This is a genomic window from Chlamydia suis (genome assembly GCF_900169085.1).
Lineage (GTDB): Bacteria > Chlamydiota > Chlamydiia > Chlamydiales > Chlamydiaceae > Chlamydia > Chlamydia suis.
The window spans coordinates 547,348-562,961 of sequence record NZ_LT821323.1 but is presented as its reverse complement, the minus strand read 5'-3'; the positions used below and the strand labels follow the sequence as shown (position 1 = coordinate 562,961).

Sequence of the window (15,614 nt, the reverse complement as noted above, 5' to 3'; positions counted from 1 at the left end):
TTTTACAGGTGGTCTAAAGTTTTTAGCCCTAATAGGTGCATACCTGTTGATAACGTTCTCTCGGTCAATCCGCAAAGATAAAGACGCTCTTGTTGATAATCAGATCCTTCGATGTGACAATCGCGGAAAAACGCATTAAATTTGTTTGTCAGCGTGTAGAGATAGTCCGAGAGAAAATGAGGACAGAGTTCTCGTAGAGTTAGATCTAAAATTTCTGGGAAGCGTAGTAAGGTAAGTGCTAACCCTTCCTCCGCTGGCTCATGAATGGATAGAGCTCCCTGTTCAGGGAGAGAGGCTAGCTTCATTCTACGTTTAATGCCCTGAATCCGTACGTAAGCATATAGAAGGGACATCGCGGTGTTTCCTTCGAAGCGTAGCATTTTCTCAAAAGAAAACACATAATCGTTGATTCTATGAGAAGAAAGGTCCGCATATTTAATGGCATTGATGCCAAGGATTGGCCCTTGATAGGCCAGCTCCTCCTCGGAAATTTCGGGGCGATGTGCTCTTAAAGATTCTTTAGCTTTTTCAACAGCAGTATCGAGCAGTTCTTTGAGTTTGATATTTTCTCCCGAGCGGGTTTTGAATTTTCTTCCTTGAGTATCTAAAACGACACCAAATCCCACGTGGGAAAAGATTCCCTGGCGGGGAAGATAGCCTGCTGCCAGACAGGTAGCTTCTAGCAATTGGAAGTGGAGGGATTGTCCAGAGTCTGTGACGATAAGGATTCTATCGGCGTGGTCTTGCTGCATGCGATAACGCATAGCAGCCACATCCGTCGTTGCATAATTGTATCCTCCATCGCTTTTTTGAATTATCAAAGGGATGGAGAATCCTTCATGGAAGACACATTTTGCCCCATCAGAAAGAGTAACGAGGTTTTTGGATTCTAGATCTGAAACCACATCAGCCAAAAAGGGGTTATAAAAAGACTCCCCTCGAGTATGAAGTTCGACATCTAAGATAGAATAAATCGTTTGAAAGGATTTTTCTGAAACATCACAAATCTGCTTCCATAAGGCAAGCGCATTAGGATCTCCAGATTGTAAGGCTACGACATTGTGCTGAGAGCGCTTTTTAAACGTTTGGTCTTCGGCAAAACGTGCGTGGGCTTTCTTATATAATTCTGTAAGATCTTCTAACTGATGGATGTTGGCTTGCTCAGTATCTTGCAGATAGGTGATAAGCATGCCAAAAGCTGTTCCCCAATCTCCAATATGATTCAAGCGAAGGACATCATGGCCTACAAAAGAGAAACAACGAGCTAGACAATCTCCTATGATTGTAGAGCGAAGATGCCCCACATGCATGTCCTTAGCAATATTGGGAGAGGAGAAATCAATGATGACTTTTTGTGGTGAGGAGACAGGAAACCCTTTCGCTAATTCTTGAGAAAAGATTTGGAGCTGATCTGCTAAAAATTCTTTCGAGAAGGTAAAGTTTATAAATCCTGCTCCAGCGATTTCTACGGAGGAAAAAGGAGTTGTTGGAATGTGAGCGAGGATTTCTTCTGCAATTGCGCGAGGAGATTTGCGCAAGACGGGAGCAAGCTTCATGGCATTATTACATTGGTAATGCCCAAAATGCTCTTTAGTAGAAGGGGTAATATCGAGGGGGAGTTCTTCCAATTCTGGAAAAGCTGTATGAATCGCCGAAGAACATAGCGAAGTCAGAAAAGAGAGCAATGTTGTCATAAAATCTATAAACTAAGGGATTTCTCCAATGCATCCTTGCTGGAACCAAGTTTGTAGTTCTGTAATCTTGGCCATGATGCGATCTGTTGCTAATTGATAAGCTTCTTTTTTATCGAGAGCGGAGTTGTCAATGAGGTCTTGAAATGTGATCGGTTTGCCTATCACGGTAGTTAAAGTTTTCCAAATCCTTGGGAATGTGTGTTTTTTTCCAAAAGCCTCGAAGGTTCCAGCAACATACACAGGAATTACAGAAACATTCCCTTTCAGAGCTAGCATACCTACACCTACTTTCCCTCGGTGAATTTTTCCATCAGAGTGTCGGGTCCCTTCCGGGTAAATAATGAGCTTTTCTCCTTTAGAAAAGATGTTGAGCGCGGCCTTAAAAGCGGCAGAATTCCCAGCCTCCCTGCTGATTGGATAGCAGCCTAGTGCACGAAAAAGCCATCGAGCAAAAGGATTTGCAAATAAACCAGACTTAGCCAAGTGATAAATTTTGCCTGGGAAAGCAAGAGGAATCACTATAGGGTCTAAAAATGAAACATGATTTGCAGCAATAATAGCCGCTCCCGTCACGGCAGCGCTAGCTTTTGACCTAAAAATTTTTCTTCTGTAAAACAGAGGGAATAATAAGCGGACAAGGCTCTTTGCAATAGTAAAAATCATATTAAGCGGGAATGTACCAAAGGTAAGATTTTCTCCAGAATTTGGCTTATTGTCAAATCAGAAGAGTCTATAACTAGAGCATCTTGAGGAATGACAAGGGGATCGAGTTCTCTTTGTTGATCTGCTTGATCACGCGCTATCAGTTCTGCTACTAATGCTTCTTGAGACAGAGAGCCTTCGGGCAAGTCCTTTAGTCGTCGCTTTGCGCGAATCTCCGGATTGGCTGTTAAAAAAATTTTGATTTCAGCATGGGGGAACACTTTAGATCCCATATCACGCCCTTCAAAAACACAGCTCCCTATCGTAGCATATTTTTTTTGCAAAGTCTGCATATAGGAGCGAACCTGCGGATTTTTGGAAAGACTAGAAGCAAAATTAGCAACTTCTTGAGAGGAGAGCTCAGTGGTGAGGAGCTGGTCTTTATAGAAGGCTTGTAAAGGAGTGTTTTTAGAAAACGAGAAAGAGAAGGGAGGTGATGCAAGAAAATCTTCTAAGGAGACTTCTTGCCAATCAGGCTGTAAACGTGCATACGCCAGCGTCCGGTACATAGCCCCTGTATTGCAGTAGTTGAACTGCAAAGCCTCTGCCAAAGCTTTTGCTAGCGTGCTTTTCCCTGTTCCTGAAGGACCATCTATCGTGATAATCATCCTAAAAATGTTCCGTTTTGAGTGATGAGAAGGATAGCATAAACGATAGGAGTGGAAAGAAGCAAGGAGTCTAGGACGTCTAACACTCCTCCGACAGACTCCAAATCACTACTATTTTTGATTTGTGCATCGCGTTTGAAAGTGGATTCAATAATATCTCCAAAGAATCCGCTAATTCCTAATGTAATGCCTAGGGCAACAAGAATCCAAGGCATGGCAATCTGATCCGCAAAGGCTTTAGGAAGATGAGAGTAGAAAAGCAAACTAACTAGAATAGAGCCTATGCAACCAGCCACAAAACCGACTACAGTCTTATTTGGGCTAATGACTGGGGCGATGCGTTTTTTCCCAAAAGCTTTGCCAAAAAAGTACCCAAAAATGTCCGAGCTTTTTGTCGTGGCGATAAGAAAAATAGCCCACCAAATCCCTTCGAAAGGTGTATCAGTATGAATGAATCCATAAAGGATGTGGAGGAACAAGCGGATAGGGACGGATACATAAAGCATGCAAAACAAGGCTAGGCTGGTGGATCCTATCGGACCAAGTTTATAATGCCGACTTTTGAATACAAGACGAATGGTCCAAAAAAATAAGAAAAACCAGGGAATCAGGTCTGCATGGTCTGGTAGCATCGTTTTACAACGAGCTGTAAGACAAGTTAGAGCGATAAAAATAGCGGAGCCCATAGCGCTATATCGAGTAAAAGAAAAAGGAAATTTCATTCTTGCCATGGCAGCGATTTCATATGTCCCAACCGCTGCGCAGGAGGAAGCAAGCAGTCCAACAATGAAGGCAGAGCTAGGATATAAAGAGGTGCAAAGAAGAATAATAAGGAAGACAAGTAGAATCGAGTGGACGACCAAGCGTTGGCAAAAGTCGCTTTGAAAAATGGAATTATGATCCGAGTCGAACATTGCGTTTATTTCCCTCCGCGTCTTGATCGTTGTTGGTATGTTTTAATTGCTTCTAGCAAGTCCTGGGCTGTGAAATCAGGCCACAACACATCCGTTACGTAAAGTTCTGTATAAGCTATTTGCCATAAGAGAAAATTACTGACACGCATTTCACCGCCCGTACGAATTAGCAAATCTGGGTCAGGAAGACCAGATGTGTCTAAGTGGGAGCTGATAAGCTCTTCAGAAATATCATTAACAGATATTTTTTTACTCACAAGATCCTGGTATAGTTTTTTGAAAGTTCGAACCAATTCATTTTTGCTTCCATAATTAATCGCAAAAATGAGTTCCATTTGAGAGTAGTGGGCGGTTGAAGATGTGGCTTGTTTGATGTTATTTTGTAACTCTTGGGGGAGTTTGGATAAGTCGCCGATACAGCGTAACCGGATTTCCCGATCATGTAAAAAAGAGAGCTTGCTATGCAGTTGTGAGTTGAATAACGAAAATAACTCTGCGACTTCGGTTTTCGATCGGGAAAAATTCTCTGTAGAAAAAGCAAATAGCGTAAGAGCTTCTACTCCTAAGTGTAAGGCCGTATCCACAACTTGTGGGATGCTATCCGCCCCTCGCCGGTGGCCGGAGATCGCATGTTTTTGACAAAAACACGTGTGTTTTTTTTGCCATCGACGATTCCCGTCCATAATGATGGCGATATGCTTAGGAATAGGAGTTTCCTGTGTAATTTTTTTTTGAATTAGATTCGTCTGTTCTAAAGCTAGAGACATGCGCAGTCTGACATTCTGTAATGGCTGGAGATTTTGCTATTCCTCTGCGAATTGTGAAGGGATTCATAACCTCTGTTTCTAAGAGACGATTCCCACAGGGCAGGAAGGGATGAGGCGGAGCCTTTGGCAAAACGTTCTTAAAACTCAGAGCAGGGATGGTACTCATAGACGATGATTATTATCAAGTCTCCTCTAAGTAGAGAATTTCTATTCTCTAGAGAAATTTTTTAAGATGAGTAAGAAAAAAATTTTTTTTGGTTTGTGAGGGTGTTTTGAGAGTTGCGGTTTAGCGGCTCAGTTTGGTAAAATGGACGGACGTTCTCGTTGTTGCTAAGAGCAAGAGTCTTAAAACTCTGTTTGTTGTTGGACAGGCTTCCCTTGAAAGTAGATTTTCTTGGGAGCTCGATGGAGCGATAAAAATAGTTTTGCTATTACGATAAGTAAGGAAATTTCGCATGAAAATACCAGACCTCTGCTCGAATTTCCCCTCACCTCTATTTACAACTTCTTTGAGACGGTCAGAAAAAACTCTAACCTCTCAGTGTCGATCACAGGCAACGGATTGGATGCAAAAAATTGCTCCAGCGTTGATTGCTCTGCTCGGAATCTCTATTTTAGGTTGCTGCGTTCTGGCTTTTTGTACCTGCTTGACGGCTTTGCCGGGAATGGGCCTGATGCTTTTAGGTGCACTACTTTTTTATTGGGCCTATCATCAAATGGCAAATATACGCATTCGTCAGGCGCTTTCTTTTGATGCTCTTTCTGAAAAAAACATTCAGTAAAGGTTTCTGAGAAAGAGTTTTACTTTTTACTTTTTTAGACGTCTTTGCTTGTTGGTAATTGCCCTTGATTATAAACGTTACAAAAAACATACTGAGCTACAGTTTTTTGACGTGAACAAAGGGTATAGTCCGGGGAAAATCTTGCCTTAACCAGGCGTTAGGCGAGAGTTTTCTATATGAATTGAGTGGAATCCTTGGAAAGCGACTGTTTTTTTTGTAAGAACCCTTCCATCTCAGCTTATCTCTAAACGTCGAAAATGAGGGAGACTCTGGGCTCCTTCTCTTGTCATTGAGAGGGCTTTTTTCTTTTCTAAACCCATATGTTTTGAAGAGCCTAGAACTTCCTTCTTGCTGCTTTAGCGTAGGGCTAAGTAGCTGCATTCGCAGAATTCACGAATAACGAAGAGCCTCATAATGAAGCGTAATTTTAAGCGAAATCTAAGTGTTATAATTTTTGTCTTTGCTTTGGCTTTATATCACGTTTTACCTACCTGTTTATACTATTCGCGTCCTTTGAATAGGAAAATAGATGGAAGAGAGGCGCAGAGGATTATAGAGAGGCTAACCAAGCAGGTTACGGATACACGAAATGATTTGACGGTTCGTGTTGCAAAGATTTTATCTACATTAAAATTGCGCGGGGTTATTAAACAACATCCCAGCATCCCGGGGGTAGTAAATGTTCATTTCCCTCTAGCAGAAGAGGCTGCCACTTTCGTTGATAATGTGGTTCATGGTGAACCTACAGTTCCTGTTAAATCGGCGCGACTACATGTCGTGGGAAGTTCTGAACTCTCAGGGGAAACAGTTGTTCAAGTCTCAGGAAGTTTAGTGACTTCTTTAACAGAAGAAGATCTTTCTTTTGTTTCTTATGAAGATAAAGAACTTACCGTGTCACAGGAATTAGCAGCGATTGCAACGAACGTTTTTATGGAATCAGAAACCCTCTGTGAATGCGGGTATCATTCCCTATGGGACTCTATGCCTATAGAAAAAGTCGCCCATATAGCGCAGAGTGTTTGTTCTGGTTTGCGATTATTGCCTACAGGAAAGACGCAGGCTTTCTTATCGCGTTTTTTAGGTTCGGAGCGAGATTTTTTCGCTTTTTTGGCTAGGCTCGAAAAAGCTTTACAGCATGAAGATGTCAAAGAATATCGAGAGGAACTTAAAGAAGCCGCTTATTTTTTACACTCTCGTAATGTGCGTTGGAATGAGATCAGCCCTAAAGTCGTCGGGAATGTGGTAGATTGTAGTGAGCTTTCGCCTTGTTTCTCATCGATGTCATTGACTGGTGATGGCAAGTTATTATTCCATTTTGATGCAGAGGTTATTGCTAAGCGTCAACAACTGGTGGGCAATGAGCGCTTGGATTTGGAGCGGCTGTTTGTTGTTGAAAAACAGCACATAGCTACTCGCTTGAATCGTTCAGTTGAAGAAACGGAATCTGGATTTGCCGTACGGCTCAGGGATGAGGCTGCAAGCGGTAGGATTGTTTTGCAGGGGAGCCGGGTGTGCCAAAGAATAGGGGAACATTTAACGGCTTTGGTTCTGAATCGGCCTGCTGCAGGAACCTGTGATTTATCTACAGAAAATTTTCCTGTGTACAGCAGAGCCCCTGTGGAAAGCGATGCTTTGGGATGTTTTATTTTTTCCCCAGATAGAAGCTGCCGGCATTTTTCTAAAGGATCCGTATATATTGTTTTCAAAGGTTTACGTTCGATCATTGCTAAATATGAAAATGCTGGAGCCGAAGAAGCTGCTCTTTTACAGCAAGATTTGCAGAATTTGTATGCATGTTTTGTTCATACGGATGCTGTGTCTTGGAGTTTAGGAGAGGATCGAATTCTAGAAATCAAAGAACCTTTACAGCGCATCATACAAATTTGGGGAGAGGAGTTTGTCCAAAGCTTTGGGGATGCTTCCCTTGAAGTTCGGGATATTCGCGACCGTTTGGCTGTGATGAATCGTATTGAGAAGGCTCAGCAGGCAGAGTTAGTGCGCTGGGATGAGCAGTATCGGCAGGCGCAGTGTTCTATGAATCCTCAGGTGCGGTTGCGAGCAGCGATTCCTCATAAAAATGTTTTTATCGAGAATTTTAAGTTAAATGTAAGAAAGTATTCTCGAGGGGAGCATGTTTTACGATTTGGTACAGATTTCGTAGGAGGGAAGCAAATTCGATTAGCTTTCCGAGACCATCAGGGGAATGTTGTAACAGACAAGGAAAGCATTGATAAAGTCTCTGATGAGTTGTATGCCCGGTTAAATAAACTGGGAGTATCAGAAGTCAGCATGCAAAGAGAGGGGGATCATCTACAGGTAAGCATTCCTGGAGCCGCTAACCTGTCTTCTGCGGATATCTTGGGAACTTCGAAAATGTCTTTTCACGTAGTGAATGAGCAGTTTTCTTCAAGAAGCCCTTTACGTTACGAAGTACAAACTTTCTTGGATTATCTTTGGTTTACTGCACGTAGTCTTGATGAAGCATCTCCTAGAAATATTAATCATTTAGCAGCAGCTATTTTCCACGGAGATCAAGGAGCTGTTCCCGCCAATGTTCGCGTTGCTGTTGAGAAACTGAAAGAAGCGGGATTAGATTTTTCCAAAGAGTGTGAGGGGGGAGGGGCTTGTTTAGATACGCAATACTCGATGATTGCGGTAGAAAAAGATTCTGGAGATCAAGTAAACCCTCTTATGATCGTGTTTAGAAACCATGCTTTAGAGGGGGCCTCTCTTAAGAACATCCGTCCAGAATTTGCTGTAGGGGAGGGTTATGTTTTAAACTTCGGCGTGAAGGATAAAGCTGTCTCTTTAGACAGTAAGGAAACTCCTGTGCACCAATTCCACGCTTGGACTTCGAAGTTCTGTCAAGAAGGAGTAAGTAAAACACAAAATAGCCATTTCTCTGGAGGACGAGGATGGCGTATGGCTGTGATTTTAGATGGATATGTTATTAGTGCTCCAGTCTTGAATGTCCCTCTAAGGGATCATGCCAGTGTTTCTGGGAATTTTTCGTATAGGGAAGTGAACCGTTTGGCTGCAGATCTTAAATCTGGAGCCATGTCCTTCATTCCAGAAATTTTAAGTGAGGAAGTCGTTTCTCCAGAATTAGGAAGTACGCAGCGGTTGCAAGGGATTCTTTCGATAGTGTTGGGACTCACGGCTCTCATTGTGTTGATGAGTGTTTACTACAAATTTGGAGGAGTCATTGCTTCGGTAGCGGTTCTTTTGAATTTATTGCTTATTTGGGCCGCTATACAATATTTAGATGCTCCTCTCACCTTGTCCGGATTGGCTGGGATTATCTTAGCTATGGGAATGGCTGTAGATGCCAATGTTTTGGTTTTCGAGAGAATTCGAGAAGAATATCTATTGACCAGAAGTTTATCGGAATCTGTAGAGGCTGGGTACAAGAAAGCTTTTAGTGCAATTTTTGATTCGAATTTAACGACTATTTTGGCTTCAGCATTGCTTCTTATGCTTGATACAGGCCCTATCAAAGGCTTTGCCCTAACCTTGATCATTGGTATTTTTTCCTCCATGTTCACAGCTTTGTTCATGACGAAGTTCTTTTTCGTAATTTGGGTAAGAAAAACAAGGGAGACCCAATTACATATGATGAACAAGTTTATCGGGATCAAACACAACTTCTTAAAAGAATGTAAACGTTTGTGGATGGTTTCTGGAACAGTTGTTGTTTTAGGTTGTATTGGATTGGGATTTGGTGCCTGGGACTCTATTTTAGGCATGGATTTCAAAGGAGGATATGCGCTGACTTTGGATGCCGATGTATGTGACTATAATCCAGAGCAAATGTGTTCCGTCTTGAAAAAACGATTCCAGCAAATAGGATTATCTTCTCGAGATTATCGTGTACGTAAAGCCGATAGCTCTGGAAAGGTTAAGATCTATCTTTCTCAGAATGCTTTAGATTGGGTGGAGCGAAAGGATGGAGGGAATGTAGAACAGCAAGGGCCAGACTATCATTTGGCTCGGGTTCTGCAAGTATTATCGGATTCTGGAAGTTCTACTTCTTCTATGGCATTCGATGCCTCTCAAGGCAGCTGGTTTAAGGTTAGCGGGCAACTTTCCAATAAAATGCGTACACAGGCAATCTTCGCATTATTGGGGGCCTTGGGAATTATCCTGCTTTATGTTAGCTTACGTTTTGAATGGAGATATGCTTTCAGTGCCATTTGTGCTTTGCTGCATGATTTGTTAGCAACATGCTCTGTGTTAGTTGCTCTGCATTTCTTTTTACAAAGAATACAGATCGATTTGCAGGCGATAGGCGCATTGATGACAGTGTTAGGTTACTCTTTGAACAATACGTTGATTATTTTTGATCGTATTCGGGAGGATCGCCGTGAAAAACTGTTTACCCCAATGCCAATATTAATCAATGACGCTTTGCAGAAAACACTGGGACGTACGGTTATGACCACCGCGACTACCCTATCTGTGTTGGTCATTTTGTTATTTATTGGAGGTGGCTCTATTTTCAATTTTGCGTTCATTATGACAGTAGGAATCTTATTGGGGACGCTATCTTCGTTATATATAGCGCCTCCGCTTCTCCTGTTTATGGTGCGCAAGGAAGAACAAAATTCCCCACAGTAAAAGCGCCCAGCGTCAGCGTATGTAATCCCAGAGTATGGGGTTATAATCAGGCTCCTTTCCTCCTGAAGGGGGAAGGAGCTTTTTTTTAAAAGGAGTTTTCCTCTGGTGATGAGAATATATGGAAAAAGACTCTCTATCTGCACTTGGACAAAAATGGGCTTATCCTGAGCGTAATGAGGTATTCCTGAGGGAGATTATAAAGGAATTCAATCTTCATCCTGCCATTGCTCAAGTTCTTGTATCTCGAGGCTTCCAATCTATCCAAAAAATCCGGGATTTTTTGGATCCACAACTCTCGGAATTACACCCTACCGATCTGTTCTTAGATATGGAAAAGGCTGTAGCGCGGCTACTCCTAGCTAAGGAAAATAATGAGCATGTGATGATCTATGGTGATAGTGATGTAGACGGTATAACAGGCGTAACTTTACTTGTAGAATTTTTACAAATACTTGGAGTGAAAACGAGCTATTGTTGTTCGGGGACCTTATTTAAGCAACATGGAGAAACCTCCTCTTTGATCTCGCAAATGCTGCAGGATAAAGTTTCTTTATTAATTACGGTAGATTGCGGCGTTACTGCAGGGAAGGAAGTGCAGGCAATGAATAAACAAGGCATAGATGTGATTGTCACAGATCATCACATGCCTACAGGGAGACTTCCCCATTGTGTTGCCATGCTGAATCCGAAATTAGATAAAAATCCTTATCCTAATAAGGAACTGACAGGTGTTGGCGTTGCTTTTAAGCTAGTCAGCGCAACTTATGAGGAGCTTATTAAACAAGACTCCTCTTGGACAGATAAAATAGACTTGGTGCGATTTTTGGATTTGGTAAGCTTAGGAACGATTGCGGATGTTGGGAGACTTTCCGGTGAAAATCGTATTTTGGTTGCCTATGGAATTAAAGAAATCGCCAAAGGAAAGCGTTTGGGTTTGAAAAGACTTTGTTCTTTATCTGGAGTAGATAAATGTGAAGTTTCTTCAACCAATTTAGGAATTCGAATCACCCCCAAATTAAATAGCCTAGGGAGATTAGCAGATTCTGACCAAGGGGTTAGATTGCTTTTGTCCCAAGATTCACGAGCTATTGGAGCGATTGTTTCAGAACTCGCTACTGTAAATCAGGAGCGCCAGCGTATAGAGGCTGAGGTGCTTCGAGATGTGGAAAGGATTTTGGCAGCAAATCCTAAGCTAACTGCCCAAGCTGCGATTGTGCTAGCCTCTCCTAATTGGCACTCTAGAGTGATCCCGATTATTTCTGCTCGTTTAGCGCGCACCTATAACAAACCGGTAGCAATTATTTCGCTTCAAAATGGTGTGGGGAAAGGATCTTTACGTACTATAGGATCGTTTCCTCTATTGGGAGTGCTCCGCAAGTGCGAACCCTTTTTTCTATCTTATGGGGGGCATGATTTTGCTGCAGGGCTGATGATCAAAGAGGATCAAGTAGAAGGTTTTAGAAAGAAATTTATTCATTTGGTGAGCTCTTCTTTGAGAAAAGATGAGGCTATGCGCACTCTTCCCCTAGATGTGGACATGGATTTTTCTCATATTAACCGCGATCTGATCTCTTCTATGGAGCTATTGGAGCCTTTTGGTAAGGGGAATCTGTCTCCTGTTTTTTATACAAAGGCTATACAGGTGCGATATCCGAAGCTACTACCTGGAAATCACGTGAAATTATATTTGAATAGCGGGGAAAGAAATTTAGAGGGCACGGCTTTTGGTCAGGGAGATAAAATCAGTTTACTCAAAGCCAATTGGAATATGCCTCTAGAGATTGCCTACACGTTGCGTGTTACGAGGCGGTCAGCTCATGGGGCTGTGCGGCTTCTTATCCAGGACTTTCGTATACTGGCGTCCTGATTGCGAGATTTTCCCAGGAAATCTGTAAAATTTTTGAGGGGGGCAATGCCTCCTAATCTATTGTTTTAATGTATCCTTTTATCTTGTTTGTGATGAGAGCGGAGAATTTGCGATTTTTTTGTCCCCCTTCTCTTCTCTTGTCAGTCGTAATTGTAAAAAAATTTACAAAGGTTTGTTTCAAAAATAGCATTTATTTTTAACAAACAGCTTGATTAATAAGTTTTTTGTTGGGAAAATATTACTTTCTCTTTTTAAGGGGGTTGAGATTTTTTTGGCGGTCGCTTGCTAGCCCTAAGAAGAGAGTGTTAGTGAAAGGGCTTGTCTGCTCTAGAGCTGCAGAAGCTGCTCTGGGGGAGGGTTATTGGGATGACAGAGCCATTATTCACGCAACAAGCCTAGAAAAAAAGAAAAAAAAGTATTTGTTTTTAAGTGGACGGGGGAGGACTAAACAGTCGTATGGAATGCTTACAACAAGATACATGGACCGAAGAAGAACAAGTTCGAGATCCTCAGCAAGAGACGCGGCAAGAAGAAAGTTCTGCCTCAGCTCCTGAACAAAGGGTGTCGATTACTCAGGCTGCCAAGTTGCACAATGTGACACGTCAGGCTATTTATGTTGCTATTAAACAGAAGAAGCTAAAGGCGTTGAAAACCACGCGCTGGGAAATTGATCTGCAAGATTTAGAAGATTACAGAAAAAACCGTTATTCAAGAGCCAAATCTACCTACCAAGGGGAATTGCTGTTTGACAACGAGAAAGGGTTTTATTCTGTGGGTCAAGTAGCATCCATGCTCAATGTTCCTGAGCAAAAGATTTACTATGCTACTCGTATTGGTGCTATGAAAGGAGAGCGTAGAGGGTCAGCTTGGGTAATTCATGTCTCAGAAGTAGAGAGATATCGAAACGATTATCTTAAGAAAGAGGTTGAGCGAAAGGGCAAGCATCTTGCTGCTATGAAGGAAGGGTTCGGAGCTTTAGGGGCGGCAGAGCTGCTGACGGACGCCGAAAATTTGATCTCATAGAGCCAAGACCTTCTCTGTGAGGGCACATGCAGGGAGGGGCCTGGGCCTCCTTCGGGATTCCGAAGGAGGCTTTTTTTTTCTCTTGAAAAAGAGGTTAGAAAAACTCTTGTTTTTGCCTTTGTTAAAGTCGCCAAGAATGAATTTCTTTGGTATTGTTTAGAGGCATAGGGCTTTGAACGGTCCGATTTTATGCCTGAAAGATAAGACAGGAACCCTGGAAGATGGGGAGTTCTTTCACAAAAATAGAATCCTTTTCCGAGTTAGTAGCGAATGACTTTCCAAAATGTACGCGTTAGAGTGGCCCCTTCTCCTACAGGAGATCCTCATGTAGGGACTGCTTACATGGCTCTGTTTAATGAAGTTTTTGCAAGAAAATTTAATGGACAAATGATTTTGAGGATTGAGGATACAGATCAGACTCGAAGTCGTGATGATTATGAAAAAAATATTTTCTCAGCACTCAAATGGTGTGGAATTCGTTGGGATGAAGGTCCAGATATTGGAGGAGCTTATGGGCCGTATCGTCAATCTGAACGCACTGAGATCTATAGGGAATATGCGCAAATTCTCTTACAAACGGATTATGCTTATAAATGTTTTGCTACTCCTCAAGAGCTGCAAGAGATGCGGGCAGTCGCCAGTACTTTAGGCTATAGAGGTGGTTATGACCGCCGATATCGATATCTCTCTGCAGAGGAAGTGCGACAGAGGGAGGAACAGGGCCAACCTTACACTATTCGATTGAAGGTTCCGTTGACAGGAGAAAGCGTTTTTGAGGATCAGTGCAAGGGCCGCGTAGTTTTTCCTTGGGCGGATGTTGATGACCAGGTCTTGATAAAATCTGATGGATTCCCAACCTATCATTTTGCCAATGTCGTTGATGACCATTTGATGAAGATCACGCATGTATTGCGAGGGGAAGAGTGGTTAAGCTCCACTCCGAAACATCTTCTTCTTTACGAAGCTTTTGGATGGGAGCCTCCTCAGTTTTTCCATATGCCACTCCTTCTTAACCCCGATGGAAGCAAACTATCAAAAAGAAAAAATCCTACTTCCATTTTCTACTATCGAGACGCGGGATACAAGAAGGAAGCATTTATGAATTTCTTGACTCTCATGGGATATAGCATGGAGGGGGATGAAGAAATTTATTCCATGCAGCGTTTGATCGAAACATTTGATCCTAAACGTATTGGTAGATCTGGAGCTGTTTTTGATATCCGTAAGTTAGATTGGATGAATAAACATTATCTCAATCATGAAGGATCTCCAGAGAGTCTATTGAAGGAGTTAAAGGAATGGTTGTGGAATGATGAATTTTTACTAAAAATTCTTCCGCTGTGTCAGACACGCATCACCACACTAGCAGATTTTGTTCGGTTAACCGGATTCTTTTTCACAGATATTCCAGAGTACACTAAAGAAGAGCTGTTGCCTTCTTCGCTCAGTCCAGAACAGGCTACTGTTATGCTTTATGCTTTGGTTAAGTATTTAGAGAAGAAGGATTTGTGGGAAAAAGATTTCTTCTATCAAGGATCTAAGTGGTTGGCCGAGGCTTTCCAAGTTCACCATAAAAAAGCGGTGATTCCACTACTGTATGTTGCTATTACGGGAGAGAAGCAGGGGCTGCCTCTTTTTGATTCTATGGAATTATTGGGGAAAGCTCGGACAAGAGCTCGACTTACCCATGCCCAAAATCTATTGGGAGGGATTTCTAAGAAACAGCAGCAGCAGATTGATAAGATGTTGCAAGAGCAGCCTCTCGAAGAAATTCGTTTTTCAACATTCTAGTTCTGAAAATATTCTTCGGGATTCTGGGGAGGAGAAAAAGTTTTTTCAAAAACGGCCTGAGCTAGGGAGAAGTCTAAGGTTTGGGCTCGTTTGAAAAGAGGCGAGCATCTATGCGCCAAAATATACTCTCTCTTAGGAGGTTCATAAGAACACCCTGGTGTCAGGAGAGCGATAGTTGTGATTATCAAAAAGAAAAGTTTTTTCATCTTTCTACCCCCTCCGATTTTCTTATTATATAGTTAATTTATTTGTTTTCTATAGTTTGGCTAGTTAGCTTTTTTTGTTTTCAGATTTTCTGGTTGAAGATTCTTTTTGTTTAAAATGTCGCAGGCATTTGAAATATAGTGATTTAACCTAAAAGCTTTTTGTTGAACTAGGTTTGTTTATTATCTTTTATAAAGCCGTCTTTTTAAAAAAGAATTGATATAATTTTTATTTTATAATGTAATATTGTCTATGAGGGCCGGTTTCTTTTATTACTAAAAGAATCCCTTTTATCGATAAAAGAAACTTCGAGAGCCCTTTTCTAGAAAGGAGTCTGGAAGTTATGAAAAAAACTGCTTTGCTCGCTGCTTTATGCAGTGTTGTTTCTTTAAGTAGTTGTTGTCGTATCGTTGACTGTTGCTTCGAAGATCCATGCGCACCTATTAAATGTTCCCCTTGTGAATCTAAGAAGAGAGATGGAGACGGTGGTTGCAACTCTTGTAACGGGTATGTCCCAGCCTGCAAACCTTGCGGAGGGGATGTAAACCATGAGGGTAAACAAGGACCTCAAGCTAGAGGCATTCCAGCTGACGGCAGATGTAGACAATAGGTAGCGCTAGTTAAAAGCCTACCCACAACAGATGT

At 42.0% G+C, this 15,614-nt stretch carries 12 protein-coding genes; 6 read left to right on the top strand and 6 right to left on the bottom strand.

The window, feature by feature from the left end:
* Nucleotides 1–2: 2 nt before the first annotated feature.
* The 5 genes from argS to B6E89_RS02460 are packed head-to-tail and all read right to left on the bottom strand — an operon-like array spanning nt 3 to nt 4,685.
* A complete protein-coding gene (argS, locus tag B6E89_RS02480; RefSeq protein WP_080133099.1) occupies nt 3–1,694 on the bottom strand; it encodes an arginine--tRNA ligase in 1,692 nt (563 codons plus the stop codon).
* A gap of 12 nt (nt 1,695–1,706) precedes the next feature.
* Nucleotides 1,707–2,357, bottom strand: a complete 651-nt coding sequence (locus B6E89_RS02475) for a lysophospholipid acyltransferase family protein (protein ID WP_080133098.1) — start codon at nt 2,355–2,357, stop codon at nt 1,707–1,709.
* The gene (gene cmk, locus B6E89_RS02470) at nt 2,354–3,004 is read right to left on the bottom strand and encodes a (d)CMP kinase (protein ID WP_080123080.1); all 651 of its coding nucleotides are present in this window, start codon (nt 3,002–3,004) and stop codon (nt 2,354–2,356) included. Before cmk ends, B6E89_RS02475 begins: the two co-directional genes overlap by 4 nt.
* Nucleotides 3,001–3,918, bottom strand: coding sequence for a phosphatidate cytidylyltransferase (locus tag B6E89_RS02465; protein WP_035406621.1), 918 nt, complete (start codon nt 3,916–3,918; stop codon nt 3,001–3,003). The genes cmk and B6E89_RS02465 overlap by 4 nt, the downstream gene beginning before the upstream one ends.
* A 5-nt stretch (nt 3,919–3,923) precedes the next feature.
* Nucleotides 3,924–4,685 (bottom strand): isoprenyl transferase, encoded by a 762-nt coding sequence (locus B6E89_RS02460; RefSeq protein WP_080124418.1) that lies wholly within the window; start codon nt 4,683–4,685, stop codon nt 3,924–3,926.
* Nucleotides 4,686–5,140: 455 nt separating this feature from the next.
* Here B6E89_RS02460 and B6E89_RS02455 point away from each other — a divergent pair, with 455 nt between their 5' ends.
* The 5 genes from B6E89_RS02455 (at nt 5,141) to gltX (ending at nt 14,765) form a co-directional block, all read left to right on the top strand.
* Nucleotides 5,141–5,467, top strand: coding sequence for a hypothetical protein (locus B6E89_RS02455; RefSeq protein ID WP_080123837.1), 327 nt, complete (start codon nt 5,141–5,143; stop codon nt 5,465–5,467).
* A gap of 414 nt (nt 5,468–5,881) precedes the next feature.
* Nucleotides 5,882–10,084, top strand: coding sequence for a protein translocase subunit SecD (gene secD / locus B6E89_RS02450; RefSeq protein ID WP_080133097.1), 4,203 nt, complete (start codon nt 5,882–5,884; stop codon nt 10,082–10,084).
* A 118-nt stretch (nt 10,085–10,202) separates the two neighbouring features.
* Entirely contained in the window at nt 10,203–11,951 is a 1,749-nt protein-coding gene (gene recJ / locus B6E89_RS02445) for a single-stranded-DNA-specific exonuclease RecJ (RefSeq protein ID WP_080133096.1), read from the top strand.
* 456 nt (nt 11,952–12,407) lie between these two features.
* Nucleotides 12,408–12,974 carry a helix-turn-helix domain-containing protein gene (locus B6E89_RS02440; RefSeq protein WP_035406662.1) on the top strand — a complete coding sequence of 189 codons (567 nt, stop codon included), beginning with the start codon at nt 12,408–12,410 and terminating at the stop codon, nt 12,972–12,974.
* A gap of 270 nt (nt 12,975–13,244) precedes the next feature.
* A complete protein-coding gene (gene gltX / locus B6E89_RS02435; RefSeq protein WP_035406606.1) occupies nt 13,245–14,765 on the top strand; it encodes a glutamate--tRNA ligase in 1,521 nt (506 codons plus the stop codon).
* Here the strand turns inward: gltX and B6E89_RS02430 are convergent.
* Complete coding sequence (locus B6E89_RS02430) at nt 14,762–14,971, bottom strand: hypothetical protein (RefSeq protein WP_035406603.1); 210 nt, start codon at nt 14,969–14,971, stop codon at nt 14,762–14,764. The two genes, gltX and B6E89_RS02430, sit on opposite strands and share 4 nt — an antisense overlap.
* A gap of 341 nt (nt 14,972–15,312) precedes the next feature.
* On the opposite strand from B6E89_RS02430, the gene B6E89_RS02425 reads away from it, so the two are divergent.
* Nucleotides 15,313–15,579 (top strand): small cysteine-rich outer membrane protein, encoded by a 267-nt coding sequence (locus B6E89_RS02425; protein ID WP_035406600.1) that lies wholly within the window; start codon nt 15,313–15,315, stop codon nt 15,577–15,579.
* Nucleotides 15,580–15,614 lie beyond the last annotated feature (35 nt).